The sequence below is a fragment of the Lacipirellula sp. genome (assembly GCF_965279485.1).
Classification (GTDB): Bacteria; Planctomycetota; Planctomycetia; order Pirellulales; family Lacipirellulaceae; genus Lacipirellula.
On record NZ_CBDIIC010000002.1, the window covers coordinates 4,875,166 to 4,899,929 of the forward strand.

Consider the following 24,764-nt stretch of genomic DNA (forward strand, 5'->3'; position numbering starts at 1 on the left):
CGTTTCTCGGGGCTTCGTTGCGAGCCGAGTTCCCGCTAGACTGGTTCGATGGCAACCGGCGGGGCAAATTATCGACTGTTCTGGCAAGAGTTCCGCCGCACGTTTGAGAGCACTGGCGCCATCGCGCCGAGCGGCCCCAAGCTTTGCCGCGAACTGGCCCGCTACGTCGCCGGCGACGGCAAAGGCCGCCGCATTCTGGAAGTTGGCCCCGGCACTGGCGTCGTCACCGACGCGATCATCAACCAAATGGGCCCGGCCGACACGCTCGACATCGTTGAGCTGAATGAACGCTTCGTCGATGCGTTACGAGAACGTTTGCAGACGCAGGCCACATGGAATCGCGTCGCTGATCGGATTCGCATCCACCACCTGCCGATTGAGCAGCTGCCGGCGGACGAGAAGTTCGAGGTGATCGTCTCGGGGCTGCCGTTCAATAATTTTCCGGTTGAGCTGGTTCAGTCGATCCTGGCCCATTTGGAACGCTTAGCGGCGCCTGGAGCGACGCTCAGTTTCTTTGAGTATGTGGCGATCCGGCGAGTGAAATCGGTCGTTTGCAAACGCCCCGACCGCGAGCGGCTTACCGGTATCACCCGCACCCTCAGCGACCTGTTCAACAAACGGCAATTTCGCCAGGAATGCGTTCTCGCCAACGTCCCCCCGGCGTGGGTTCATCATTTGAGATACGACGGTTAGTTTTTCCGTTGTTGGCAGCTATGACTCTTGTTCTGACGATTGAATCGACGTGCGATGAAACCGCGGCCGCGGTGATCAACGATCGCTTGGAAGTCCTCGGCGCCGTCGTCGCGTCGCAGGAGAAGTTTCACGAGCGGTTCGGCGGCGTGGTGCCTGAAATCGCCTCGCGGGCCCACGTCGAACGCATTTTGCCAGTGATCGACTCGACCCTCGCGAAAGCGGGCGTCACGCTGGCCGACCTCGACGCGATCGCCGTCGCGAATCGCCCCGGTCTGGCGGGCTCGCTGCTCGTCGGCCTGATGGCGGCCAAGACGCTGGCCCTGGCGCTCGACCTGCCGCTGATCGCGATCGATCACCTGCAGGCCCACATCTACGCCTGCCGCCTCGCGGCCGGGCACGACGTGTTCCCCTGCATCGGGCTAATCGTCAGCGGCGGCCATTCGAACATCTACCGCTGCGAAACGCCGCTCGACTTCACGCCGCTCGGCGGGACGATCGACGATGCGGCAGGCGAGGCGTTCGACAAAGTGGCGAGCATGCTCGGCCTCGGCTTTCCCGGCGGCCCGGCGCTCCAGCGTGCCGCCGAGAAGGGCGACCCGCGCAAGTTCCGTTTACCGCGGCCGTTGCTCGATGATGACTCACGATTGGAGTTCAGCTTCAGCGGCCTGAAGACGGCCGTGAGGTATCACCTTTTCGGCGCCGGCCGACCGACGATGGACGCGGAAACGCTCGACCCGCAACTGGTCGCCGATATGGCGGCGAGTTTCCAGGCGGCAGTCATCGATTGCCTCGCGGGCAAGGCGATGCTGGCCCTCGACAAGACCGGTTTTAAGCGGCTCTGCATCGGCGGCGGCGTCGCGGCCAATCGTCCCTTTCGCGAGCGGATGGAACAACTGGCGGCCGAGCGGAAGATCGAACTCCACATCCCGCCGCTGTCGCTCTGCACCGACAACGCGGTGATGGGCGCGATCGCGCTCGAGAAGTTCAACGCCGGCAAATTTGAGACGTTGGAGTTGGAAATCTCCGCTGGCTTGGAGCGCCCCCACCTAGCCCCGGGCTCCGCCCGGGGGTGAATTTCCATGCCGGTGGATGTCGCCCCGCGCAACGCCACCCCCGGGCAGAGCCCGGGGCTAAATTGCCGCCCGCGCACGAAAAAGCGGCCCAAGCCGAAGCTTGAGCCGCTTTTCTCAATGTTGTCGATCTAGCTGATTCTGGTCGCGTTCACGCCAATCGCATGAACCGCGAATCGAATTTAGCCAAGCTTACAGGCCCATCGCCTTGCGTTGGCAGGCGGTGCAGCCGGCCGGGTACGAGGCGCCGGTTTGCGAGTCGAGGATCGTGTTGCCACGATAGCCGACGGTGTGAGCGACTGGTTGCTCGCCCTTTTCGAACTTCGTCAGGGCAGTCTTCATCTCATCGGCCGAGATCGCGCCCGGCTGCTTGAACAGCACCGTGGCGCCGTTCTTGTCGATGATCGAGGTGTGAGGGAATTGGGTCGCGCCGAAGGCGGCGGCCACTTTCTTGCCGTATTCGGTCGTGACGTCGACGTGGCACAACTCGTACGACTTCAGCAATTCAGCATTCGGGCCTTCCGTTGCGAGTAGGTCCGCCGCAACGGCCGTTTCCGGGGCGTCCAGAACGATCAGCAGCGGGCGGTTTTCACTCCGCGTCGTCGCCAGGGCCTTGCCGTAATCCGACTGCCATTCCGTCGTAGCGGGGGTGACGGCAGACGAAGCGGCCAGCATGGCGACAGCGAGGTAATGAACCATTCAAACACTCCTTGTGGTGCTGCGATCTCGCGACGAACCGACGGCTCGTTTCCGAGTCAACTAAGGCCGCCTGCAACGCTTTCAATGCGCGGGCCGTGGCCGTGGGAGATTCGCATCAGTGCGACAAGACGCCGGGAAAACTCGCGATATGTCGCAACGCCATGGGCGTCGCAGCGAGGGCGTCTGTCTGTGGTGGGTCTAGTTCCTGATAGGGGAGGTCAAAGGCGGCTGATCAAGTCACTCGAAGCGACTCAAACGTCAAAGTTGATCACCCGACTTTAACCGGCTCGACCCTCGTGGCAAGTACTCGCACGACTCGCGGGAACTACGAGAATAATCGGCCTGCGATTTGCTTTGGGCACGCGGTGAACCGCAGCGAGCGGCCAGAAGTCCTTTGATGGCGAGAGATTGGGCCGCTGCGTCAAGATCAGTATTTCGTGATCTGCGGTTTCCCCAAATTCTCCATCTCTCCGAATTCTCGACTCGATTTTTTTCGGAAATCGCTCAGTCAGCTCGCAAGGTGATGGGAATTTCGACACGATTTCCGCCGCGAACGACCGTTAGCTTCACGATATCGCCGGGGCGATGCGACCAAAGCTTATCTTGGAACTGCACGCCCGTGCGAAGTTCCTCGCCGTCGAACGCGACGATGCGATCGGCCTGAGAATGGTCGAGCATGGGCCGCTGAGCGACCACGAGATTTCCCCGCTTGAACTGCTGAACGACGACTTTGCCGCCTTGGAGCCCCGCTTCTTCCGCGGGGCCTCCCTTCGCCACTTGGCGAACTACGAGGCCATCTTTCGTTTCCATGACGTCGATAATGCCGATGTCGGCCCGCACGATCCGGCCGTTAGAAATCAACTCCGGCACGATCGCCTTGATGCGGTCGATCGGGATCGCAAAGCCAATTCCCGTGTTTTGCCCCGTGCGGCTGGCAATAGCGACGCACATGCCAATCATGCGAGCGTTGCCGTCGAGCAGCGGACCGCCGGAGTTTCCGGGGTTCATCGCCGCGTCAGTTTGAATGAGCGACTTCATCTGCCGGCCATCGACGCGGCTCGGCAGGTTGCGATTCAGGCTCGAAATGATGCCGGTCGTCATCGTGCCGTCCCAGCCAAACGGATTGCCCACCGCGTAAACGCGCTGGCCGACGCGCAGTTGGTCGGACCCGCCAAGATTGATCGGATACAGGACCTCCGCCGGGGCGCTGATTTTCAGGACAGCGATGTCGTGTTCTTTGTCGCCGCCGACGAGTTCCGCGGGATAAACGTCGTTCGAAGCGAGCGTGACGCTAATCCGCTGGGCCCCGTCGATGACGTGGTAGTTGGTGATGATGTGCCCTTCGCGGTCGAGCACGGCGCCCGATCCGGCGCCTTCGGCTTCGCGCTGCGTCATGAACATCGGATCGACCGACACGGTTTTCGTATCAATGTTCACGACGCTCCGATTCGCCGTCTCGTAGACGCTAATATTGCGCTGCTCATCGGCGGAGATGCTCACCGGCGTCTCGGTCGATACGGCCGCGGCCGTCGCCGAGGAATGCGAGATCGCGTTCCATCCAGAGTTTCCATCAGCCATCCAGGCGCCCGCGGCCAAGCCGACCAGCAGCGCCCCCAACGTCGTCCACCCGGTGCGATTCATGACGAGTATCCCTCTGCCCCCGCTCCTGGGGCGCGTAGCTCCTTGAGAATGGCCCGACAGAACGGGCCCTACAACACCTCTCCCATACGCCGGGGAATACGCAGGTGTTCAATTGCAGCGGTTATTCCCGCAGAATCGCGGCGAACTCAGCCCCCGCTCATGTGCCACTGCTGGCTCGCCCAGCAGTGCGAAGCGGGTACTCGGCGCCCACTGTTGGACGAGCCAGCAGTGGCGCCCGTTCGGTCTACCGTTTCGTCGGCTTAGTGCTTCGCACCGCCCTTTTTCGGTAGAAAACCCGTCGCAAAGCAGGCGAGCATCGTCCCCCAGAAAATCCAAGTTTCGGGGGCGGTGGCCGAGTGGAAGTTCACCGCGTGCGGATGCTCCGCGGTATTGAACCACCAGTCGATCAGCAGCTTACCGCCGATCACCAGCACCAGCAGATATGCCGCGGTCGAGAATCGCGGAAAGCGTTCGAGTAACCGGATGAATACGACGGCCGCGAACCGCATCAGGATCACGCCGAGCAGGCCGCCGGCGATGACGACCCACAGCTTGGGGTGCAACTGGTCGGCGGGATGACCCTTCGGCGCGGGGCCGACAACGCCGATGGCCGCAAGAATCGAATCGACCGCGAAGGCGATGTCAGTCAATTCGATCACGAAAACCGTCGGCCAGAACTTCGCCAATTTCGGCGATTTGGCCATTTCCGGGACCGGCAGCGGCGCCCGTTGCTCGATTTCCTCGACCTCTTGCGCCTCGGTCAGTGGTAGGCCGGTGACTTCGTGCACGAGCGTCGGCTCGCCTTCCGCGGAGACCGTCAACTCACCGTCGTCTTCGCCCGATTCAAAGAACAGGTGCTTCACGGCGATGTAGACGAGGTAACCGCCGCCGAGCAACTTCACGACTGTCCATTTGAGCAGCAGACTGGCCATGAAAACCGCGATGAAGCGGAACACAAAGGCCCCGATGAGCCCGTAGGTGAGGGCCTTTTTCTGCTGGTCCTTCGGTAACCGTTTGGCGAGTAGGCCCAGCACGAGGGCATTGTCGATCGACAACGCCCCTTCGAGCAGAACGAGCAGCGCGATGATCCCCAGATCGCCCCAGCCCAGGGTTTGGCCTAAGAAATTGACATCGGCGAGAGTGGGGGCCATCAACATATCGGTGGGGAAGCTAATTGGTGGGAGGCAGGGAATCGAGCATTATCCAGGCAGGGCAGGGGAGGGGAAGTCCATACCTCGCCGCGGCGTGTCGCGAGAGGCCGCAAGAACTGGATTCGCGGATTTTGCCGGTTGTAGGCGGGGTAGATCGGTGCAAACAGCCCGCAACCGGTCGGCGTGGCTGCCAACACGACCTATTCTGCCTAATTTCTTGTGGCGACCCCAGTCCGACCAGCTTAAACTGATAGTGCCGGGGAGTTTAGAGTTCCTCGGGGGGAGCGCCCTTGTGCGCGCCTTGTTGGGTTCGCCGTCCGTCTCGCGGCGACTTCTCCAACTTTGTTGAAGCCAGCCAGCGAGACGGTAAAAATCAGCAGAAGCTGCTCCAGAGCGGTCGCCGCATCGGAACACGGCGGGCCCTTGGGCAGAAGTATTTTTTTGAGGGAGCGTTTCCCATGCGTACTCGTCGATCGAACTGGACCGCCAAGTTGGGCCTCGCCGTCGCGATGACGTCGACCGCGTTCGCCCACGCTGAAGACTCGGGACGCCTGACGGCGTTTCGGCAAGGAGACAAAACCTCCTACGCCGTGAGTCTCGCTCCTGAGATGGCCAGCAAGGAAGTTGACGGCGTTGACGTCGTCGTCCTGTTTGACACCTCCGCTAGCCAACAAGGCGCCTACCGCGAGACGGCTCTCGAAGCGCTGAAGACCTTCGCCGCCGGCTTGCGTCCCACCGATCGCCTGCAGATCGTCGCCATCGACCTCAGCGCCCGCGACGTGACGAGCGATTTCGTTGCCGGCGACAATGCCGCCGTGGCGCAGGCAATCGCAACGCTCAGCGAACAAGCCCCCCTCGGTTCCTCGGACATTGAAGCCGGCCTGGACACCGCTCTCGAAAAGCTCGAAGCGGCCAAGTCGGCACATCGCGCCGTCGTTTACATTGGAGACGGCGTGAGCATGGCCAACCTGCTCGACGCTCCGACGATGGGCCCGCTGGTCGACAAGCTCCGTGCGGCTCGCGTGCCGGTTTCTAGCTACGCCGTCGGTCCTCAGATCGACGCCCAATTGCTGGCCGTTCTGGCCAATCAGTCGGGCGGCAATCTGTACGTCGCTGAACCGATTGTCTGGCAAGACGAGAAGGCCGGCGTCAGCGATGCCCGCGCCCGCGACGAAAACACCCGCAACGCTCAAGCCGCCGCGAAGCACCTCGCTTCATGGTCGCGCGCTGCAGTCGCCTGGCCGACGAAGGCCCAGATTCCGAGCGAACTCGGCCAATCGTACCCAACGGCATTCCCGCCGCTTCGCGCTGACCGCGACACGGTGATCGTCGGCCAAACGCCGGCCGAAATCAGCAAGCCAGTTGCAGTCGCCATTGCGGCTGTCGACGGCGATGGCAAGGCCGTCGACTACACCTGGTCGGTCGCTCCGAGCCAACCGAGCAACGACAACGCATTCCTTTCGGCCCTGGTCGACGCAGCCAAGCAAGACGGCGGCCTGACGCTGCCGACGCTTGGCACCGCCGGCCTTACGGAAGTCGCCCGCTTGATGGGCGCCCAGTCTGATCAACTGACGATGCTCGCCCAGAAAGCGGTCGCCACCGGCGATCGCGACGGCGCCCTGCAGATTGTTGAAGCAGTTCTGCGCCAAGATCCAGGCAACGTCCAAGCCCGCACGGTGCAAACCGCGATTGAGTCGGGCGCCCCGGTGCAGGCGGCTCCGGCAGCGGCCACTCCGGCTGCCGCTGTTCCCGCAGCTTCGGCCCCTGCGACTTCCGCCCCGGCCGTTGGCGGCGACATCATCCTCAACAAGGCCGTCGCCGCGGAACCGATTCCGCCGGCCGAACCGGGCCTGCTCGAACGCCGCGGTCCGGACGGCACGTTCCTCGACGAAGTCGAGCAAGAACGCCGCGCCTACTCTCAGATGCTGCAAACGGAAGTTTCGAACACCGTGATCGAAGCCCGCGAGCGGATGTCGGCTGAACCGCAAAGCGCGATTCAGGAACTGAAGCTCGCACTCGAGAACGTCCGCCGCGCTGCGGAACTCGACGCCCCCACCCGTGCGTCGCTCGAGGACAAGCTTTCAATCGCTCTCAAGGAAGCGACCCGCAAGGCGTCGTTGAAGGACGAACTCGATCGCCTCCGCGACGCGGAACTCGCCGCGGTTCGCGAGCAGAAGTACCTTGATGCCCAACTCACTCGCAACATCGAACGCGAGAAGCAGTTGATGGATCGGTTCAACGCGCTCATGGACGAACGCCGTTACGTCGAAGCAGAAGAAGTGGCGGCGATCGTCGCGGAAGTCGATCCCAACGGCGTGACGCCCCGCGTCGCGACCCTGTGGGCCCGTCAGCAACGTCATCTCTACCTGCAGCAAGTGACCCGCGCCGCGCGGCACGCGGCGGCATGGGATACGATGTTCCAGACAGAGCTGTCGCACATTCCGTTCCCCGACAATCCTCCCATCGTCTACCCCGACGCACCTGTCTGGGAAGAACTGAGCAAGCGCCGCAAGGACCGCTATTCGGTCGACTTGAAGAGCGAAGGCGAAGCGGAACGCCGGATTTACAGCGCCCTGCGGCAGCCGCTGCGGGCTCCGATTTCGGAAGTCGAGGCGCCGCTCAACCAAATTCTTCAGGTGTTGGGCGAAGATTACGACATTCCGATTATCTTCGACACGGCCGCGCTCGACGCCGTGGCGGCAAGCCCGGAAACGGAAGTTTCAATCGAAATCGCGAACGTGACGCTGAAGTCGGCGCTTGAGCTGATTCTGAAGAACGCCGGCGAAGACCTGACCTACATCGTCGACAAAGAAGTCCTGTTGATCACCACTCAGGAAGAAGCCGAAAAGCGTCTTCAAGTCCGCGTCTACCCGGTTGCTGACCTCGTCATGCCGATCCAACCCCTCGGCGGCATGGGCGGTATGGGCGGCATGATGGGCGGCGGCGGCATGGGCGGCGGCGGTATGGGCGGCGGTGGTATGGGCGGCGGCGGCATGGGTGGCATGGGCGGCGGCGGTATGGGCGGCGGCGGCATGGGTGGCGGCGGCATGGGCGGCGGCGGCGGCATGTTTGCCGTTCCCGACGAAGTCAACGCCAAGCCAGCGTCCCCGAAGGCTGCGGCGCCGGCTGTCTCCCAGCCCGCTGCAGTGCAACAACCCGCGCCGCAACAACCAACTGCCGAGCCGAAAGTCGGCGGCATCGAAATCGACCTCTCGATGACTCCAGAAGCGTTCTGGACTCAATACTTCGCCGAGAAGCAGCAAGATCAGAACGTCGTTCGGCACGCTGCCAAGCAACTCATCAAGCAGGGCCACTATAACCACGCGATCGCCCTCATTCAGTCGGCCTTGGCCAACGGCCAGCCGCAGGCCTGGATGTACGAATCGCTCGGCATTGCTTTGGAATTGAACGGCGCCCCCAAGAGCGAAATCGAACGGGCCGTGATGTCGGCTTGCGATTTCAGCACGAGCCCTGAAGAGCTGATGCTTATCGCTCGCTACCTGTCGCACATCGGGTTGAACAACCGCGCGGTCGACATCTACCGGCAGGTTGCCAAGCTCGATCCGTTGAAGTCCGACGCCTACGCGCTCGGCCTTCGTGCGGCTCAGCGTGCGAACGACGTCGACGGCATCCGCTGGGCATCGGTCGGCATTCTCAAGCAAGCTTGGCCTGCCGAGCAGCAAGAGATTCGCAACCAAGCGATGCGTATCGCACAGGCGACCCTCGAAGAACTGCAGACGGCCGGCAATCAGACCGAAGCCGATCGCTTCCGCCGCGAACTGGACGAAGCGTTGGTCCGCGATTGCGTCGTCAAGGTTTCGTGGTCCGGCGACGCCGACGTCGACCTGATCGTCGAGGAACCGGGCGGCGCCACCTGCTCGCTTCGTGCGCCGCGCAGCGCCGGCGGCGGCGTCATCCTTGGCGACGACTATGCCAACTTTGAAAAGCAAGACAAGTCGGGGTCGTTCAGCGAAACCTACGTCTGCCCGCAAGGCTTCGCCGGCGAGTACAAGGTGCGCGTCCGCAAGGTCTGGGGCGACGTCGTCGCCGACCGCGTCACCGTCGACGTCTATAAGAACTACCGCACGAAGGACGAGCAGCACGAACGTCAGCATATCGCCGTCAACAATGACGACGACGCCTTGGTGGTCTTCGAGCTGGAACAAGGTCGCCGTAACGACCCGATTGCCAATCAGCAACTAATCGCGACCGTCGACCGCCAGGAAGCGATCTCTCAAGCGGTGATGGCCCAGCAGCTCGGCTCGATTTCCAATCCGTCGATCCTGCCGGGCCGGGGCGGCAGCGTCGAAGATTACTTCGATCTTCGTCGCCAGTTGGCTTTCGCCCGCGGCGGCGCCGTCGGGTATCAGCCGGTCATCGTCACGCTGCCGGAAGGTTCGCAAATGGTCGCGTCGGCCGTCGTCTCGGCCGACCGTCGCTATGTGCGGATCACGTCAGCGCCGTCGTTCACCGGCATCGGAAATGTGCAGACCTTCACGTTCGCCGGTTCGGCCGCTAACAACGACACAGACAATGGGACTGACACTGGCACTGACACGCCCACGGACAATACCGATGCTCCCGCCGACAATGCCGACGGCGGTCAACTCGACTTCTTCGACTTTTAGTCCGAGAACGCCGACTACAGCAGCGATTTTTGCAACATCGACAGCTGAGCAATTCCCCGCGATGCAAGACTAAGCATCGCGGCGAGTTGCTCGGCGTCGAACGTTGCTTCTTCGCCGGTCCCCTGCACCTCGACGTACCGTCCGGCGCCGGTCATGACGACGTTCATGTCGACCTCGGCCGCGAAGTCTTGCGAGTAGTCGAGGTCGAGCGTCGGCGCGCCGCCCACGATGCCAACGCTGACCGCGGCAACGCTATCGCTCAGCGGCAACGGCTCGCCGTTGGCAAAGCCTGGTGATGAACGGAGCGCTTGTACCAGCGCGACGTACGCGCCGGTGATCGATGCGGTGCGCGTGCCGCCGTCGGCTTCGAGCACGTCGCAGTCGATCGTAACGCTCCGCTCGCCGAGCGCCTCAAGGTTCACAATGGCCCGCAAGCTGCGGCCGATTAGGCGTTGGATCTCCGTCGTGCGACCGTCGATCTTCGGCCCGCGATCGCGGCCCTTCCGCGGCGAGGTGCTGCCCGGCAGCATGTTGTACTCGGCGGTGACCCACCCCTTCCCCTGCCCCTTCATCCACGGCGGGACGCTCTCTTCGATGCTGGCCGTGCAGAGAACGATCGTGCGGCCCGCCTTCACGAGGACGCGGCCCGGGGCGGCGCCGAAGGGGGCGGGCTCGATCGACCAGGTGCGGAGCGAATCGGCGGGGCGGGCGGGAGCGGTCATGGGGGCAATCCGATTCGGTGTGAGTGTGCGGAGTAGTTGATAATTCAAAGAAGAACGCAAGAGCGATGAAGCTCACGCGAAGCGCTGGACTGGTCGCTTAAGCGACCAGTCCGAAGTGCGTTTAGGTTTGCAATCTTAACGACTCTAGCAAAGGCCGAGCCTCAGCTCTGAGCTCCCAACAGCCACGCCAGCACGCCCTTCTGCACATGCATGCGGTTCGCCGCTTGCTCCACGATGATGCTGTAGGGGCTATCCATCACCTCGTCGGTCACCTCTTCGCCGCGTTTCGCGGGAAGGCAGTGCATGAACCGAGCGGTCGGACCGGCGGCGGACATCAGCTTGCCGTTCACTTGGTAGTCGGCGAAGTCGCGACGGCGTTGCGCCTCTTCGGCCTCTTGCCCCATGCTCGCCCAGACGTCCGTGTAAACGGCAGCGGCGCCGCGGACCGCTTCGACGGGGTCGCGGGTCACCAGGAACTTTACCCCCGGCGCCTTTGCATGCAGCTTCGCGACGAACGCTTCGTCGAAGTCATATCCCTTGGGGGATGCCACGGCGAACTCCACGCCGAGCAAGCCGCAAGCCATCGCAAGGCTGCGGGCGACGTTGTTCGCATCGCCGACCCACGCCAGCTTCTGCCCTTCCAGCGTCCCCGCCGATTCGCGGATCGTGAACAAATCGGCCAGCGCCTGGCACGGATGAGATTGGTCGGTGAGTCCGTTAATGACCGAACAGCTCGAGTACTTCGCCGCCTCCACGACCGTCTGGTGCGCCTTCGTCCGCAGCACGATGACGTCGACCATTTCGCTCAGCACCCGCGTGAAATCGGCGATGCTTTCGCGCTTGCCGAAGCCCGCATCGTCGCCCAACAGCATGCTGCCGCCGCCCAGATGCGTCATCGCAGACTGAAAGCTCACCCGCGTCCGCAGCGACTGCTTCTCAAATACCAGCGCCATCATACGGCCCGGCAGCAGCGGTTCCCGCACGCCGGCGCGAAACTTCGCCTTGAGGTCGGCGCTCAGCGCGAAGATCCGCAGGATCTCGTCAGTCGTCAGGTCGGAGACGTTTAGCAGATGTCTCATGGCACGCTCTTTTCACGTAAAAACGAAATCGCCGCGCCTCTTCGGCGCGGCGCGATTGGATTGAACTACGGCTTAAAATTCCGAATCGCCTCGATGAGGATCGCACACCCTTCGCGAACTTCCGCCTCGCTCGAGGTGAGCGCGGGCAGCAGCCGAATGACGTTCCCCTGGGTGACGTTGATCAGCAGTCCGCGGTCCATGCACGCCTGCACCAGCGGCGTCGCGTCGACCGTCAACTCGACGCCGATCATCAGCCCCAGTTGCCGGAACTCGCGGACGTAGGGCAACTCGGCGACGAGCGGTTCGAGCAACTCGCAGAACACGCCGCCCAGCTTCCCCGCGGCGGCGAGCAGATTCTCTTGGTCGATCGTCTCGATCGTCGCAATCCCCGCCCGCGCGGCGAGCGGATTCCCGCCGAACGTCGCCGCATGCATTCCCGGCCGCAGGCTTGCGGCGACTTCCTTCTTGGCCAGCATCGCCCCGCCGGCGACGCCGCCGCACAGGCTCTTCGCCAGCGTCATGATGTCGGGCGTCACGCCGAAATTCTGGTAGGCGAACCACTTCCCCGTTCGCCCGCACCCGGCCTGCACTTCGTCGAAAATCAGCAGCAGGCCGTTCTCGTCGGCGATCTCGCGGAGCCCTTCGAGGAACCCGGCCGGCGGGATGCGAATGCCCCCTTCGCCCTGAATCGGCTCGACCATAATCGCCGCCGTCTCGCCATCGACCTTCGCCCGTACCGCTTCGAGATCACCGAACGTTGCATACACAAAGCCCGGCACCAGCGGCTCGATCCCTTCGTGGTACTTAGGCTGAGCGGTCGCGCTCACCGCCGCATAGGTCCGGCCGTGGAAGCCCCCCTCGAAAGTGATGATCTTGTACCGTTCCTTCGGCGTGTGGAGCCGAGCGAGCTTGATCGCCGCCTCATTCGCTTCGGTGCCAGAGTTGCAGAAAAACGCCTGCCCGCCGAAACTCCGTTCGCTGAGCAGCTTCGCCCACTGCCCCTGGGCTTCCATGTGCCAGGTGTTCGGCACGTGAATCAGTTCCGCGACCTGCTCCTGCACCGCTTTCACTACCAAGGGCGGACAGTGGCCAATGAGATTGCAGCCCCACCCGGGGAAGAAATCGAGATACTTCCGCCCCTGATCGTCCCACACCCACGACCCCTCGCCGCGGACGAGCGACAGCGGAAACCGCCGGTAGTTCGGGATGACATACTGATCAAACAGCGACGCCGTCTCGGGCGACATCTTCGTAGCGGCGGTGGCGGTGTTCATTGTTTTTTCTAATTCTCTCGCAGAGGCGCAAAGGCGCAGAGGAAATGCAAAGACAGAGAAAAAGTCGGAGGAGAGTGAATTCCTCCCCTGTTCTTCTTTGCGTATTTCTCTGCGTCTCCGCGCCTCTGCGAGAGACCTCCTAAATATTGAATTCCTAGGAACGGCTAGCGCTAGTCAGACGCCCCGCCCCCTACGCAGGTTCGGCGACCAATTCCGTTCCCACGCCCTGATTGGTGTAGATTTCCAGCAGCAGCGAGTGCCGCAGCCGCCCGTCGATGATGTGGATCTTCCGCACCCCCTTGCTGAGGGTATCGAGGCAGCCCTCGACCTTCGGAATCATTCCCGCTTCGATGCTGCCGTCCGCCATCAGGCGGCGGGCCTCCTCGGCGGTCAGCGAGTGGATCAGCGAATCGGGGTCGTTCTTATCCCGGCGCACGCCGTTGACGTCGCTGAGGAATATCAGCTTCTCGGCCCCAACCGCTTGGGCAACCGCGGTTGCCGCGGTGTCGGCGTTCACGTTCAGCCGCTCGCCCGTCTCGGTTTCGCACATCGACGGAATCACCGGCACCTGCCCGGCGTAGCAAAGATTGTCGAGAATCTCGCGGTCCACCCGCGTCACGTGCCCGACGTACCCCAGGTCGATCGGCTCGCCGCCATCCTTGTTCGGCAGCGTCAGCCGTTCGCCGAACAGGACGTTATTGTTCGTCTCGCCGACGAAGTTGAGCGGCATCGCCCGGCCGCCGAATGTCTCAATCCGCTCGGCGATCGATTCGTTGATCTCCCCGGCCAGGACTCGCTCAACGATGCCGAGCGTCGCCTTGTCCGTGTACCGTCGCCCTTGAATGAACCGCGACTCGAGATTCGCCTCGGCCATCGCCCGCGTAATCGCGGCCCCGCCGCCGTGGACGACGATCGGCCGCATGCCGACGGTTTCCATGAAGACGATGTCGACCAGCAGATGCCCAAGCGCATCGGGATCTTCCATCACGCTGCCGCCGAGCTTGATCACAGTGATCTTGTCGCGGAACTGACGGATCCAGGCCATCGCTTCGATCAGAACGTCGGCTTTCTCAATCGCTTCTTGCACTTCTCGCTCATTCCCAGTGCGGGCGGAAAATAGGTAGGGAATCGCGTATTCTAAGGGCAAAATCACCCCGGCGAAAGAGAATTTGGCCCGCGGCTGGAGAGCGAGATTCCGATGCGCCAAGGGCACTGGCCCGCGGGCCCAGCGTCTGCCAAGATAGGCGTCTCGCTCAGAAACCCGTCAGTTTTGCCTCGGAACCTGCGAAAATGCCCCCCGCCCCCGCCATGGCGATCGTCCTTGCCGCTGGTAAGGGGACGCGCATGAAGTCGGAGCTTCCCAAGGTACTCGTCCCCGTCGCCGGCCGTCCGATGGTCCGCTACGTGATCGATGCCCTGCGGGCCGCCGGGGTTGAGCGGGTCGTCGTCGTCGTCGGCTACCGGGCCGACCTCGTCCGGGCCGAACTCGCCGGCCTCCCCGGCATCGAGTTCGCAGACCAAACCGAACAGCTCGGGACCGGCCACGCCGTCATGATGTGCCGCGAGCAGCTCGCTTCGCACGATGGTCCGGTCGTCATCGTCGCCGGCGATTCGCCGATGCTCCAGGCCGACTCGGTGGCCACGCTTCTGGCGGAAGCCCGCTCTCGCCGTTCTGCTTGCCTCCTCGGTACGGTTCGCCGCGATGATCCTGCCGGTTACGGTCGCATCGTCCGCAGCGCCGCCGGCGATTTCACCGGCATCGTCGAAGAAAAGGACGCCACGTCCGAGCAGCGGGCGATCACCGAAATCAACGTCAGCACCTACGTTTTCGACGCGAAAGAATTGCTCACCGCCCTCGACCAGTTGCGGGCCGACAATTCCCAGCGAGAATACTACATCACTGATTGCCCGGCGATTCTCCTCGCCGCGGGTAAACAGGTTGCCGCGCTCACTGTGCTGAAGCCTTGCGAAGCACTCAGCATCAACAGCCCTGAAGAACTCGCTCAAGTCGAAAAAGTGATGAGTGGCGGGTAACGAGTTACGGTTAGCGAGTTCGAAGCTCGCTGATTCCTCTTTTATAGATTGCAACCAATAGCTCGCAACTCAAATCTCTCCATGACCGACCTCAAGATCTTCAGCGGCAAAGCAAACCGGCCCCTCAGCCAACAGATTTGCGAGTATCTGGGCGTGCCGCTCGGCGACATTTCGCTCGGCAATTTCCCCGACGGCGAAACCTCGTGCAAAATCAACGAGGACATCCGCGGCCGCGACGTCTACCTGCTCCAGCCGACCTGCCCGCCGGTCAATGACAACCTCTTCCAGCTGCTCGTGATGATCGACAGCTGCAAACGGGCCAGCGCCGAGCGCATCACCGCGGTGATGCCCTACTTCGGCTACGCCCGCCAAGATCGTAAAGACGAGGGCCGAGTCCCGATCACCGCGAAGCTCGTGGCGAACCTCATCACCCGCGCCGGCGCCGACCGCGTGCTGACGATGGATCTCCATGCCGCCCAGATCCAAGGCTTCTTCGACGTTCCCGTCGATCACCTCTACGCCGCCCCGGTGCTGAACGAATACTTCCTCAGCCTCGGCGTTCCGCCTGAAGAGATCGTGATTGTCAGCCCCGACGAAGGGAGCATCAAGCGAGCCCTCGGCCACGCGAAGCGCATCGGCGGCTCGGTGGCGATCATCGACAAACGCCGTATGAGCGCCGAGAAGACCGTGCAGGCCAACATCCTCGGCGGCCCCGTCGCCGGCAAAGTCGCCCTGATGTTCGACGACATGATCAGCACGGCGGGCTCGATCAAAGGCGCCGCGAACGTCCTCCACGAAAACGGCGTGAAGGAAATCCACGTCGGCGTCTCGCACGCCGTACTCTGCGGCAACGCGATGAACAACCTCCGCGAAGCCAACCTCGCGAGCCTCATCTGCACGAACTCGATTCCGCAACGGGCCGACCAAATGCCGCCGAACACGCGCGTGCTAAGCGTCGCACCCCTTCTCGGCGAAGCGATCAAACGCATCCACCGCAACGAATCGGTGAGCGGGCTGTTCAAGTAACCAAGCGCGATTTCACACCGCCGGCCCACTCCGCACCAGCGCAATGCCCATTTAGCCCCGCCCGCTCGCGGCGGGCGTTTCGCGCTATCCGCAACGCGCATTCCCAAAACGCAGGCATATAATCAGGCGACTCATCACCTTTGCGTAATCGCCACATGCCCGCCCCGCTCACCATCGACCATCTCCGCCGCTACGCCATCGCGCGTAGCCTGTTCAAACCCACCACCTTGCCGCGCGCCATCGCCAAGCTCGGCTTCGTCCAGGTCGACCCGATCCGCGCGCCGGCCCGAGCACAAGACCTCACGCTCCGCCACCGCGTCAACGATTACCGCGCCGGCGATCTCGAAGCACGCTACGCGCGACTTGCCATCGAAGAAGACTTCTTCATCAACTACGGCATCCTGCCGCGAGCCACGCAGCGGCTGATGCATCCGCGCACGGCCCGCGTCGAGTGGTCGCGAGCTCGCTGGACGCAAGCGCAGGCCGTGCTCGAATTCGTCCAAAGCCGCGGCGCCGCACACCCCCGCGAGGTCGACGCCGCCTTTCAGCATGGCACGACGAAAAATTGGTTCGGCGGCAACACGAAGGCGAGCACGCAGCTCCTCGACGGCATGCACTACCGCGGCCTGCTTCGCGTCGCCCGGCGAGACAGCGGCATTCGCGTCTACGCCCCGCAACTCGCCCATGAGCAAGACGAACCGGACGACCCCGACGCAGCCCTCGACGCGCTCGTCGACGTCGCCGTGGCCAAGTACGCCCCGCTGCCTGCCGCGACGCTCGGCCGCTTGGTGATGGCGCTTGGTTCCGCCGCCCCGCAGTGGCGCGAGCAACGTCGTGCAGCCCTCGCGCGCACCAAAGCACGCTTGCCGCAAGCAACCGTCGACGGCTGCCGCTGGTTCTGGCCTGCCGACGAAAACCCCGCCAGCCGCCGCTTCGCCAGCGACGCCGTGCTCGACGACCAGCTACGCTTGCTGGCTCCCTTCGATCCCGTCGTCTGGGACCGCCAGCGCTTCGAGCAGTTCTGGGACTGGGCCTACCGCTTCGAAGCCTACACCCCGGCGCCCAAGCGCGTCCGCGGCTACTACGCCCTCCCGATGCTGTGGCGCGGCCAAGTCATCGGCTGGGCCAACGCCGCCGTCCGCAACGGCCGCTTGCAACTGCAAGCCGGCTACGTCGCGGGCCGAGCCCCGCGCGACGCTGCGTTTAAGTCCTCATTGCAAGAAGAGCGAGAGCGACTGGAGCAGTTCCTCGCCCTGTAAGCGGTGGCGAGTGGGTAGCCCCGGTTGCCGCCTCCAGCGGCTACCGAGGCGGCGCAGCCGCAGGAGGCATTCGTTCATGCCGACGTGCTCGAAAGGGCCTCCTCAGCACGCTCGCTAACAGAGTAGGCACGATGACTAACATCAGCCCCGAAGGCTCAGGAATCGCGCCGATGCGATGGAGGCGCCATCCCTGCTCAGTACGTCCGAGGAAGAACAACGCATCCCCAAGCCGTAAGAAGTCGGTCGTTGAATTCACATTTTCAACATAGCCGTAACCAGTGTCGATGGCCATGTCCGGAAACTCCGCAAGGCGCCGCATACTCGTGCCGTCGGTCGCGTAAATGACAGTGCTTTCAGCAAAGTGCGTTTGAAAAACAAGTTCTTCGCCGATCAACTCCAGTTGACGTGGATACGAACTCTCGCCGCCGGATGCCAAGTCGATAATCGACGTTGTCGAGCCATCCGTTCTGACCAGCTCAACTCCCATCTCCGTCGTAGCGATAAAATAGAGGCTACCGGCGAGCGATTGGGCGCCATATAAACCTACGCCGCGATTGAGTGATCCTGATTCGGGTACCAGATTGAACTTAGTGAGCGTCTGCCCATCTGTTTTATAGAGATCGGGGCCGGTGGGGCCGGTGCCCTCGAAATAGACTTCGCCTTGAAACTCCCGAAGCTCGCGCGGCCACGAGTCGTAAAATCCCCTCTTCTGGTCCTGAACAAGTGCTTCCAGGTGGGGCATGCCTGGCGTCACTGGATATGGGATTTGTCCCAGGTCGATTCGATTCGCCAATTCTCCATCGCTATTGACGATGAAAATCGCCCATCCGTTGGGGCCGCGTCCAGGCACCATCAGCTTGCCTCCGCTTTCCGCGCCAGCGTAGGTCGCTGCTCCGGAGCTTTCAGGGCCTGGCAGCAGGTCGAGATGAGTCACCGAATCGCCGTCGGTGCGGTACAACTCGTAGCCGTCCTCGCCTTTTCCTTGAAAGTAGAGAGCCTCTCCAAAGCGAACGAAGTTTACAGGGCCGCCGGACTGCGACGGGTCTGGGGGGAACGGCAGTTGGATGGCCCCCTCGCCCTCAGTCCTGTACAACCCTCGGCCCTCAGGACCGACTGCGGTGAAATAGAACTCGCCGTTGAGTTCCCCCGCAGGCCATGGGCTGGAACCGTTAAGGCCGGGGTTAACGTCAATGACCTGCTGAATGGCGCGACCTTCGGCGCGATAGAGTTCAAATCCGTCGGGGCCATTTGCGGGGAAGTAAAACTTCCCCCCAGCAGCGGAACCCCAGGGGTAGCTATCGGAAGTGCTGGTGTTGGCTAAGGTCGTTACCTCATTGCCATCAGTGTGAAACATGTACGCTTGCACGTTGCCGGCAGCATCGAACAGCCCGCCCTGGAAATACAGGCTGTCTCCCACGACGTTGAAGTTATAGGGCCATGATCCCTCAGGCGTTTGGGAGAGGTCGAGGTTGGTGAGCGTATGGCCATCTGTTGTAAACGGCTCAATCCCATGGCCGTCGTCGCCCCGAAAATAAAGCTGGCCTTGAAATTCAATCGATTGAGAGCCGACGCTGTGCCCAGGCGAGACGTTGAACGAACGGACCCGCCGGCCATCAGTGGCGAAGAGTCGAGTTTCTTTGTCGTCGGTTGATGCGGAGAAATAGAGCTCGTTGTCGTAGATCGCCGGGGCCTGGAAGTATGGCAAGTCCCACGGATTGTCTGCCTCGAAGGCAACGTTCGAAACTTGGCGCACAACGCTCTGGGCGGCGTTCAATTGGCTCGCCCAGGCAAAGGCCGCTATTAGGGCAAAAATGCGGAGCATCGCACCACTGTTCCGGCGGTGAAGAGGGATGGGCCGCGAGACTACTTAGCCATCTCATAGGTGGCAAGTCTGACTGGCTGGTGAACTGGCGGCTCCGGTTGAGTACGCCGACAGGTCGCCCGCTGAATTTCAGCCCAAAGGAGCCTTGGTTAATAGCGAGGGGCGTAAGCCCCTGGATAATCGCCGCCCCGAACGCAAAAGCCCCGGCGGGGCGACGCAGTTCTTGCTGCAGGAACTACTGCCGCCCCGCCGGGGCTCTCCACCTCTCGCGAACCCTCCACCAGGGTTCACGCCCCTGGCTACAACATGCCGCTCCTCCGGAACGGTCGCGATTCAGCGTCATCTCTCGGGTGGCCGGAAATGGCATCTTTTCAATAGCCGTTTGAGCTGCCACAATGGTCGCGTGGGGTAGATTCGGTCACCATACTTGGTCGCTATCGGGGCTGAGGAGCCGCGAGATGCAGTTGTTGGCGTGGGCTCTCTTGAGTGGACATCTTGTGGATGCACAGCCCTGGTAGGCGAGTACGCCAACCGGGGCTACCCAGTTTCTCACCAGTGGCGGCGCCGCAACTCTTGGTTTAGCAACGGGTTGTGAATTGTGTCGCCAAAAACGCATGACGCGACAAAATTCACACGTCAGCGAGTGAGCGCTCCGGTCCAAGCTGGCGCCAGCGATGGCCGCTAACCGGTTGAGTCACCGTCACTGGGCTAGAAACCCCAATTCGCATTCTTGCCCAACCTACCAATTGCCCGAGCCGCAAACCCACCGCACCCGGCCCGACGGACTCGAAAACTCCCCAGTTTCTGGGCTTGAACTCCACAGGGAATCGGGCACAATTGGGAGTTTGCCACTTGTTTGGCGGTCGACAGTATACGCGCGGAAAGCAGTTCACATGTCCGATACGTTGCAGGTTGAAAAGCGGGATTTCACGGGAAAGCGGCGTAACCACCGGTTGCGCCTCGAAGGGAAGCTCCCCGGGATCGTTTACGGCCACGGCGAAGAGCCGGTCAGCGTTATCGTTCCGGCCGACCAATTGCGGGCCACGATTCGTCACGGCCACAAGGTCGTCGAGCTGCAAGGCGCCGCCACCGGTCAGGCCCTACTGCAAAACGTCACTTGGGATACCTTCCAACAACACTTGATCCACGTCGACCTGCTGCGGGTCGATGCTAGCGAGCGTGTTGAAGTGGAAGTGCCGCTGCTGATCCGCGGCGAAGCCCCGGGCGAGCACGAAGGCGGCGTCGTGGAACACCTGATCCACCACGTCGAGATCGAAACCTCGCCGCTGGCGATTCCAGAGTCGCTCCACCTGAGCCTCAAGAATCTCCACCTGAATCAAACGCTGACGCTGGCCGATATCATCGACATGCCGGAAGGCGCCAAAGTGATTGGCGACCCGAAGACCGTCGCCGTGACTTGTCACGAGCCGACCGCGGAAGTCGAAGAAGAAGCTGGCGCCGGCGCCGTCGAACCCGAAGTCATTGGCCGCAAGGCTGCCGACGACGAGGAAGCGAAAGACAAGAAGTAGTTGGCCTTGGCCGCTTCTCGGTCCCGATAAGCGGCGAGTTAGGCAGGCAGTAAACGATGAAGTTGGTTGTAGGCCTCGGCAACCCGGGACAAAAGTACGAGGGAACGAGACACAACGTCGGCTTCGACCTGATCGACAGGCTCGTGCAGGAAACGGGGGCTTTGGCCCCTCGTTCGAAGTTCGACGGAGAAGTTTGGGAGTGTTTGCTGGAGGGAGAGAGGTCGCTCCTGCTGAAGCCGCTGACGTTCATGAACAAGAGCGGCGGCAGCGTGCGGAAAGCGGCTGATTTCTACCAAATTCCGGCAAATGACGTGGTAATCGTCTGCGATGACTTCAACATCCCGCTCGGGCAGTTGAGGTTACGAACAGGCGGTTCCGACGGTGGACAAAACGGACTGGCCGACATCATCAGGTCGCTGGGAACTCAAGAAGTTCCCCGCCTGCGGATTGGCATCGGCCCGGTGCCGGAACGATGGAATCCGGCCGATTTTGTCCTCGGAAAATTTAGCCCCGACGAGCGCGTCGAAGTCGCCCTCCAGGTGGCTCGATCCGCCGATGCGGTGCGAATGTGGGCGAAGCAAGGCATGCTGCCCGCAATGAACAAATTCAACGGCAAAGTTAACTAGCTGTTAGCTATTAGCCGTGGGCTGTAGGCCGTTAGTGGTCGGTAGCTCATGGCTAACAGCTTACAGCTCAACTCAGGAGTTCTAGTCTTGGCAGACAACACAGCAGTATATGAAGCCCTTTTCATTCTCGACTCGAACAAGTTCGCTCGGGAACGCGATGGATTGGCTCGCGAAGTTGAATCGCTGGTCGAGGCGGTCGACGGCGAAGTCCTGGTCAGCCGTCTGTGGGAAGAGCGTCGCTTGGCGTTCCCCATCAAGGGACAACGCAAGGGCGCCTACTGGCTCATGTACCTGCGCCTCCCGACCCTCCGGCTCACCGAACTGACCCGTTCGTGCGAGATCAACGACTCGATCTTGCGTCAGATGTTCGTGAAGTTGCCGCCGAGCCTGGTCGACGCGATCGTGGCCCACGCCAAGGGCGAGACGGTGGCCGAAGAGCCCGCCGGCGAACCGGTTGGCGCCGGTGCGGAAGGCTAAACAAGATTTCGCGTCGCAGAATCTGGCACGGTAGACGGAACGTTAGTACACTACTTGGGTCTTGAGCCTGTAAGCGTTAGTAGACCCAAGTCGGCGGAATGTCCGCCTCACAAGGAACCTTTACCATGGCCAGCTTCAACCGCGTCGTCCTCGTCGGCAACCTCACGCGAGACCCTGAACTTCGCTACATTCCTAGCGGCTCGGCGGTGTCGGAGATTGGCTTGGCAGTGAACGACCGGGTGAAGAAGGGCGACCAGTGGGTCGACGAGACGACCTTCGTCGACGTCACCCTGTGGGGTCGCACGGCGGAAGTCGCCAACGAGTATCTCAGCAAGGGTTCGTCGGTCCTCATCGAAGGCCGGCTGAAGCTCGACAGCTGGGAAAAGGATGGCCAGAAGCGCAGCAAGCTTCGCGTGATCGCTGAGAAGATGCAAATGCTCGGCGGTCGCGAGGGTGGCGGCGGAGGAGGAGCAGGCGGTGGTGCAGCTCGCGGCGGCAATCGCGTCAGCAGCGGCGCCCGTGCCTCGCAGCAATCATCTTCAGACGATTTTGGCGGCTCGTACGACGACGGCGGCCCTTCGGGCGGCTTCCCGGATGACGAGATCCCGTTCTAAACAATACGAGACAAACCAATTAACGCGTTCGCCGGCTTATCCCGCGGCGAGTATCAAGCAAGTGGATTGACGATGACTACGAAGACCAAAAAGGCCAAGAACCCCGCCACCGCCAACCGTCTACCGACGGGCCCCAACGGCGGCGTGCAGTTGCTGCTGATCCACAATGTCGAGGATCTCGGCCACCAAGGCGATGTCGTCGAGGTTCGTCCCGGCTACGCGCTGAACTACCTCATTCCGCAAGGCTTGGCCACCGTCGCCACCGACCACCACAAGCGGATGGTCGAGAAGCACCGCGCGAAGCTGCAAGCTATCGAGAAGGCGCATCAGTCCGATCTGCGGAAGAAGGCCTTGGAGATCGCGAAGCAAAGCATCACGATCGAAGCCAACGCCACGGAGGACGGTCACCTCTACGGCAGCGTCGGTGCTCCGGAAATCGTCGCCGCGCTCAAGAAGAACGACATCAACCTCCACACCGACCAGATCCGTCTGGAAGGCGTGCTCAAGGAACTCGGTCTCTACACCGTCAAGTTCCGCCTCTCGAGCGAAGTCGACGGCGAACTCAAGGTGTGGGTCGTGCCGCAAGTCGGCGCCGACGCCTAAGTCGTCGCAACGACAATCGAACGCAACCAGCCGCCGGCGCGAGCCGGCGGTTTGGCGTTTAGGGGTACACGGTCATCCCGAGCGGAGCGAGGGATCTCGCGCCAAACGAAGCCGCCAGATTCTTCGAGCCGCTCAGAATGGCTATACTGGCGCGAGCGGAATGACTTGAGTCGACGAAGGAGCGCAGCATGGCCGAACGCACTTGGCAGGATCGCAAAGGTTCGGACCGCGGAGCTTCGTTCACCCCCGCTCAGGAAGCGGATCCGTTCGACCGCAAGCTGCCGCAAAGCGTCGAGGCCGAACGGGCCGTGCTTGGCAGTATCTTGCTGCTGCCGGAAGTCTTCGACGAAGTGGCGCTCATCGTTCGCGCCGACGATTTCTACGACAACGCCAATCGCCAAATCTTCGAGCAACTACTGGCCATGCACGACGGCGGCCAGCGCATCGACTTGATGCTGCTCGTCGAACGCTTCAAGAAGGCCGATATTTACGAGGCGATCGGCGGCGCTGCCTACCTCGCCGAGATCGGCCGCCAAGTTCCCACCGCGGCCCACGCGGAATATTACGCGAAGATCGTCGCTGATAAGGCGCTGCTGCGGACGTTGATCAACGTCGGCATGGAAATTCAGACGTCCGCCTACGATCCAACATCCGACACCCGCGAAATGCTCGGAAAGGCGGAAGAGAAGGTCTTCTCGATTCTTGAGAATCGCGGCACCGGTCACGTCACGCAAATCTCCGAGGTCCTACAGCACTCGCTCGACCGCATCGACGCCCGCATGGAGCACCAAAGCACCTCCAGCGGGGTCGAAACGGGGTTCATTGACTTCGATCAGATGACCGGCGGCCTGCAGAAGTCGGAACTGATTATCCTCGCTGCTCGGCCTTCCATGGGCAAAACCGCGCTGGCGATGAACATGGCCGAGCATGCCGCCCTCACCGGGGTGGCAACCCTGTTCGTGAGCCTCGAAATGGCCGCCATCGAGTTGGGCGACCGCTTGCTTTGCTCCCTTGCCCGGGTGAACGGCAATCGCCTTCGCAACGGCACCGTTTCGCATGAGGAACGTCGGAAGCTGATCAATGCGGCCGCCCAGATTAGCCAGTCGCCGCTGTTCATCGACGATTCTCCCAGCCGGACGATGACGGAAATCGCGGCGAACGCCCGCCGGCTCAAGCGGAGCCACGACCTCGGGTTGATCGTCATCGACTACCTCCAGCTAATCGACCCCGACAACTCCCGCGACCCGCGGCAGGAACAGGTTTCGAAGATCTCGCGGCGTCTTAAAGGCCTCGCCCGTGAGATGCAGGTGCCCGTCCTCTGTCTCGGCCAGCTCAACCGGCAGGTTGAATCATCGAGCAGCAACAAGCCGCAGCTTAGCCATCTGCGGGAATCAGGCGCCATCGAGCAGGACGCCGACATCGTGATGTTCGTTCATCGCGAAGAATACTACATGTCGAGCGAAGAGGACCGCGAGCAAGTCCGCGGGCAGGCCGATCTGCTGATTCGCAAGAACCGCAGCGGCCCGGTGGGCGAAGTGAAGCTCACTTGGAACCACGAGTTCACGCGGTTCGAGAACTTCGCGGCCGCGGCATACGCCGAATTTGAATCCTACGGCCCGCCGCCAACCGATTTCTAACGCCAGCATCGCTAGCTTGCGTTGCTTCTCGTCGGTGCTTCCACGCGTGAGAACTAGCGTGCTATCACGCGCTCGCTTGGCACTATCCGATGAAAATTACGGTCTTGTAAGGGCTCGCTGGCAGTGAAATCTGTCATCGTTGTCGCGTTTTTAGCGTGATTCTCGGGCGTTTGCTCAAGT

The 24,764-nt window shown here is 62.2% G+C and carries 20 protein-coding genes; 12 read left to right on the top strand and 8 right to left on the bottom strand.

Annotation, left to right across the window (positions count from 1 at the left end; translation table 11 throughout):
* Window positions 1-48: 48 nt before the first annotated feature.
* The gene (locus ACQY7R_RS27050) at window positions 49-693 is read left to right on the top strand and encodes a class I SAM-dependent methyltransferase (RefSeq protein WP_428308652.1); all 645 of its coding nucleotides are present in this window, start codon (window positions 49-51) and stop codon (window positions 691-693) included.
* Between the two features lie 20 nt (window positions 694-713).
* Window positions 714-1,766, top strand: a complete 1,053-nt coding sequence (gene tsaD / locus ACQY7R_RS27055; RefSeq protein WP_428308653.1) for a tRNA (adenosine(37)-N6)-threonylcarbamoyltransferase complex transferase subunit TsaD — start codon at window positions 714-716, stop codon at window positions 1,764-1,766.
* 189 nt (window positions 1,767-1,955) lie between these two features.
* On the opposite strand, the gene ACQY7R_RS27060 is transcribed toward tsaD, so the two are convergent.
* The 3 genes from ACQY7R_RS27060 to ACQY7R_RS27070 all read right to left on the bottom strand — a co-directional run bounded on the left by ACQY7R_RS27060 (window position 1,956) and on the right by ACQY7R_RS27070 (window position 5,254).
* Complete coding sequence (locus ACQY7R_RS27060) at window positions 1,956-2,462, bottom strand: hypothetical protein (protein WP_428308654.1); 507 nt, start codon at window positions 2,460-2,462, stop codon at window positions 1,956-1,958.
* Between the two features lie 504 nt (window positions 2,463-2,966).
* Window positions 2,967-4,103, bottom strand: coding sequence for a S1C family serine protease (locus ACQY7R_RS27065; protein ID WP_428308655.1), 1,137 nt, complete (start codon window positions 4,101-4,103; stop codon window positions 2,967-2,969).
* Between the two features lie 260 nt (window positions 4,104-4,363).
* The gene (locus ACQY7R_RS27070; protein WP_428308656.1) at window positions 4,364-5,254 is read right to left on the bottom strand and encodes a TerC family protein; all 891 of its coding nucleotides are present in this window, start codon (window positions 5,252-5,254) and stop codon (window positions 4,364-4,366) included.
* A gap of 458 nt (window positions 5,255-5,712) precedes the next feature.
* Here ACQY7R_RS27070 and ACQY7R_RS27075 point away from each other — a divergent pair, with 458 nt between their 5' ends.
* Window positions 5,713-9,882, top strand: a complete 4,170-nt coding sequence (locus ACQY7R_RS27075) for a VWA domain-containing protein (RefSeq protein WP_428308657.1) — start codon at window positions 5,713-5,715, stop codon at window positions 9,880-9,882.
* Window positions 9,883-9,896: 14 nt separating this feature from the next.
* On the opposite strand, the gene rph is transcribed toward ACQY7R_RS27075, so the two are convergent.
* The 4 genes from rph to argB all read right to left on the bottom strand — a co-directional run bounded on the left by rph (window position 9,897) and on the right by argB (window position 14,044).
* Window positions 9,897-10,613, bottom strand: coding sequence for a ribonuclease PH (rph, locus tag ACQY7R_RS27080; RefSeq protein ID WP_428308921.1), 717 nt, complete (start codon window positions 10,611-10,613; stop codon window positions 9,897-9,899).
* Window positions 10,614-10,765: 152 nt separating this feature from the next.
* Window positions 10,766-11,683: an ornithine carbamoyltransferase gene (argF, locus tag ACQY7R_RS27085; protein WP_428308658.1), complete on the bottom strand. Its 918-nt coding sequence runs from the start codon at window positions 11,681-11,683 to the stop codon at window positions 10,766-10,768.
* A gap of 65 nt (window positions 11,684-11,748) precedes the next feature.
* Window positions 11,749-12,957: an aspartate aminotransferase family protein gene (locus ACQY7R_RS27090; RefSeq protein ID WP_428308659.1), complete on the bottom strand. Its 1,209-nt coding sequence runs from the start codon at window positions 12,955-12,957 to the stop codon at window positions 11,749-11,751.
* A gap of 190 nt (window positions 12,958-13,147) precedes the next feature.
* On the bottom strand, window positions 13,148-14,044 hold the full coding sequence (gene argB / locus ACQY7R_RS27095) for an acetylglutamate kinase (RefSeq protein WP_428308660.1): 897 nt from the start codon (window positions 14,042-14,044) through the stop codon (window positions 13,148-13,150).
* A gap of 203 nt (window positions 14,045-14,247) precedes the next feature.
* On the opposite strand from argB, the gene ACQY7R_RS27100 reads away from it, so the two are divergent.
* The 3 genes from ACQY7R_RS27100 (at window position 14,248) to ACQY7R_RS27110 (ending at window position 17,276) form a co-directional block, all read left to right on the top strand.
* Window positions 14,248-14,991 (top strand): NTP transferase domain-containing protein, encoded by a 744-nt coding sequence (locus tag ACQY7R_RS27100; protein ID WP_428308661.1) that lies wholly within the window; start codon window positions 14,248-14,250, stop codon window positions 14,989-14,991.
* A gap of 81 nt (window positions 14,992-15,072) precedes the next feature.
* Complete coding sequence (locus tag ACQY7R_RS27105) at window positions 15,073-16,017, top strand: ribose-phosphate diphosphokinase (protein ID WP_428308662.1); 945 nt, start codon at window positions 15,073-15,075, stop codon at window positions 16,015-16,017.
* Window positions 16,018-16,172: 155 nt separating this feature from the next.
* A complete protein-coding gene (locus tag ACQY7R_RS27110) occupies window positions 16,173-17,276 on the top strand; it encodes a DNA glycosylase AlkZ-like family protein (RefSeq protein WP_428308663.1) in 1,104 nt (367 codons plus the stop codon).
* Between the two features lie 40 nt (window positions 17,277-17,316).
* On the opposite strand, the gene ACQY7R_RS27115 is transcribed toward ACQY7R_RS27110, so the two are convergent.
* On the bottom strand, window positions 17,317-19,098 hold the full coding sequence (locus tag ACQY7R_RS27115; protein WP_428308664.1) for a hypothetical protein: 1,782 nt from the start codon (window positions 19,096-19,098) through the stop codon (window positions 17,317-17,319).
* A gap of 893 nt (window positions 19,099-19,991) precedes the next feature.
* Between ACQY7R_RS27115 and ACQY7R_RS27120 the strand changes: the two genes are divergently transcribed.
* The 6 genes from ACQY7R_RS27120 (at window position 19,992) to dnaB (ending at window position 24,584) form a co-directional block, all read left to right on the top strand.
* Window positions 19,992-20,627, top strand: a complete 636-nt coding sequence (locus tag ACQY7R_RS27120; protein WP_428308665.1) for a 50S ribosomal protein L25 — start codon at window positions 19,992-19,994, stop codon at window positions 20,625-20,627.
* A gap of 56 nt (window positions 20,628-20,683) precedes the next feature.
* Window positions 20,684-21,253 (top strand): aminoacyl-tRNA hydrolase, encoded by a 570-nt coding sequence (gene pth / locus ACQY7R_RS27125; protein ID WP_428308666.1) that lies wholly within the window; start codon window positions 20,684-20,686, stop codon window positions 21,251-21,253.
* Between the two features lie 87 nt (window positions 21,254-21,340).
* Window positions 21,341-21,730, top strand: a complete 390-nt coding sequence (gene rpsF, locus ACQY7R_RS27130; RefSeq protein WP_428308667.1) for a 30S ribosomal protein S6 — start codon at window positions 21,341-21,343, stop codon at window positions 21,728-21,730.
* A 125-nt stretch (window positions 21,731-21,855) separates the two neighbouring features.
* Window positions 21,856-22,344 carry a single-stranded DNA-binding protein gene (locus ACQY7R_RS27135; protein ID WP_428308668.1) on the top strand — a complete coding sequence of 163 codons (489 nt, stop codon included), beginning with the start codon at window positions 21,856-21,858 and terminating at the stop codon, window positions 22,342-22,344.
* Between the two features lie 72 nt (window positions 22,345-22,416).
* On the top strand, window positions 22,417-22,947 hold the full coding sequence (gene rplI, locus ACQY7R_RS27140) for a 50S ribosomal protein L9 (RefSeq protein ID WP_428308669.1): 531 nt from the start codon (window positions 22,417-22,419) through the stop codon (window positions 22,945-22,947).
* 188 nt (window positions 22,948-23,135) lie between these two features.
* Window positions 23,136-24,584, top strand: coding sequence for a replicative DNA helicase (gene dnaB, locus ACQY7R_RS27145; protein ID WP_428308670.1), 1,449 nt, complete (start codon window positions 23,136-23,138; stop codon window positions 24,582-24,584).
* Window positions 24,585-24,764 lie beyond the last annotated feature (180 nt).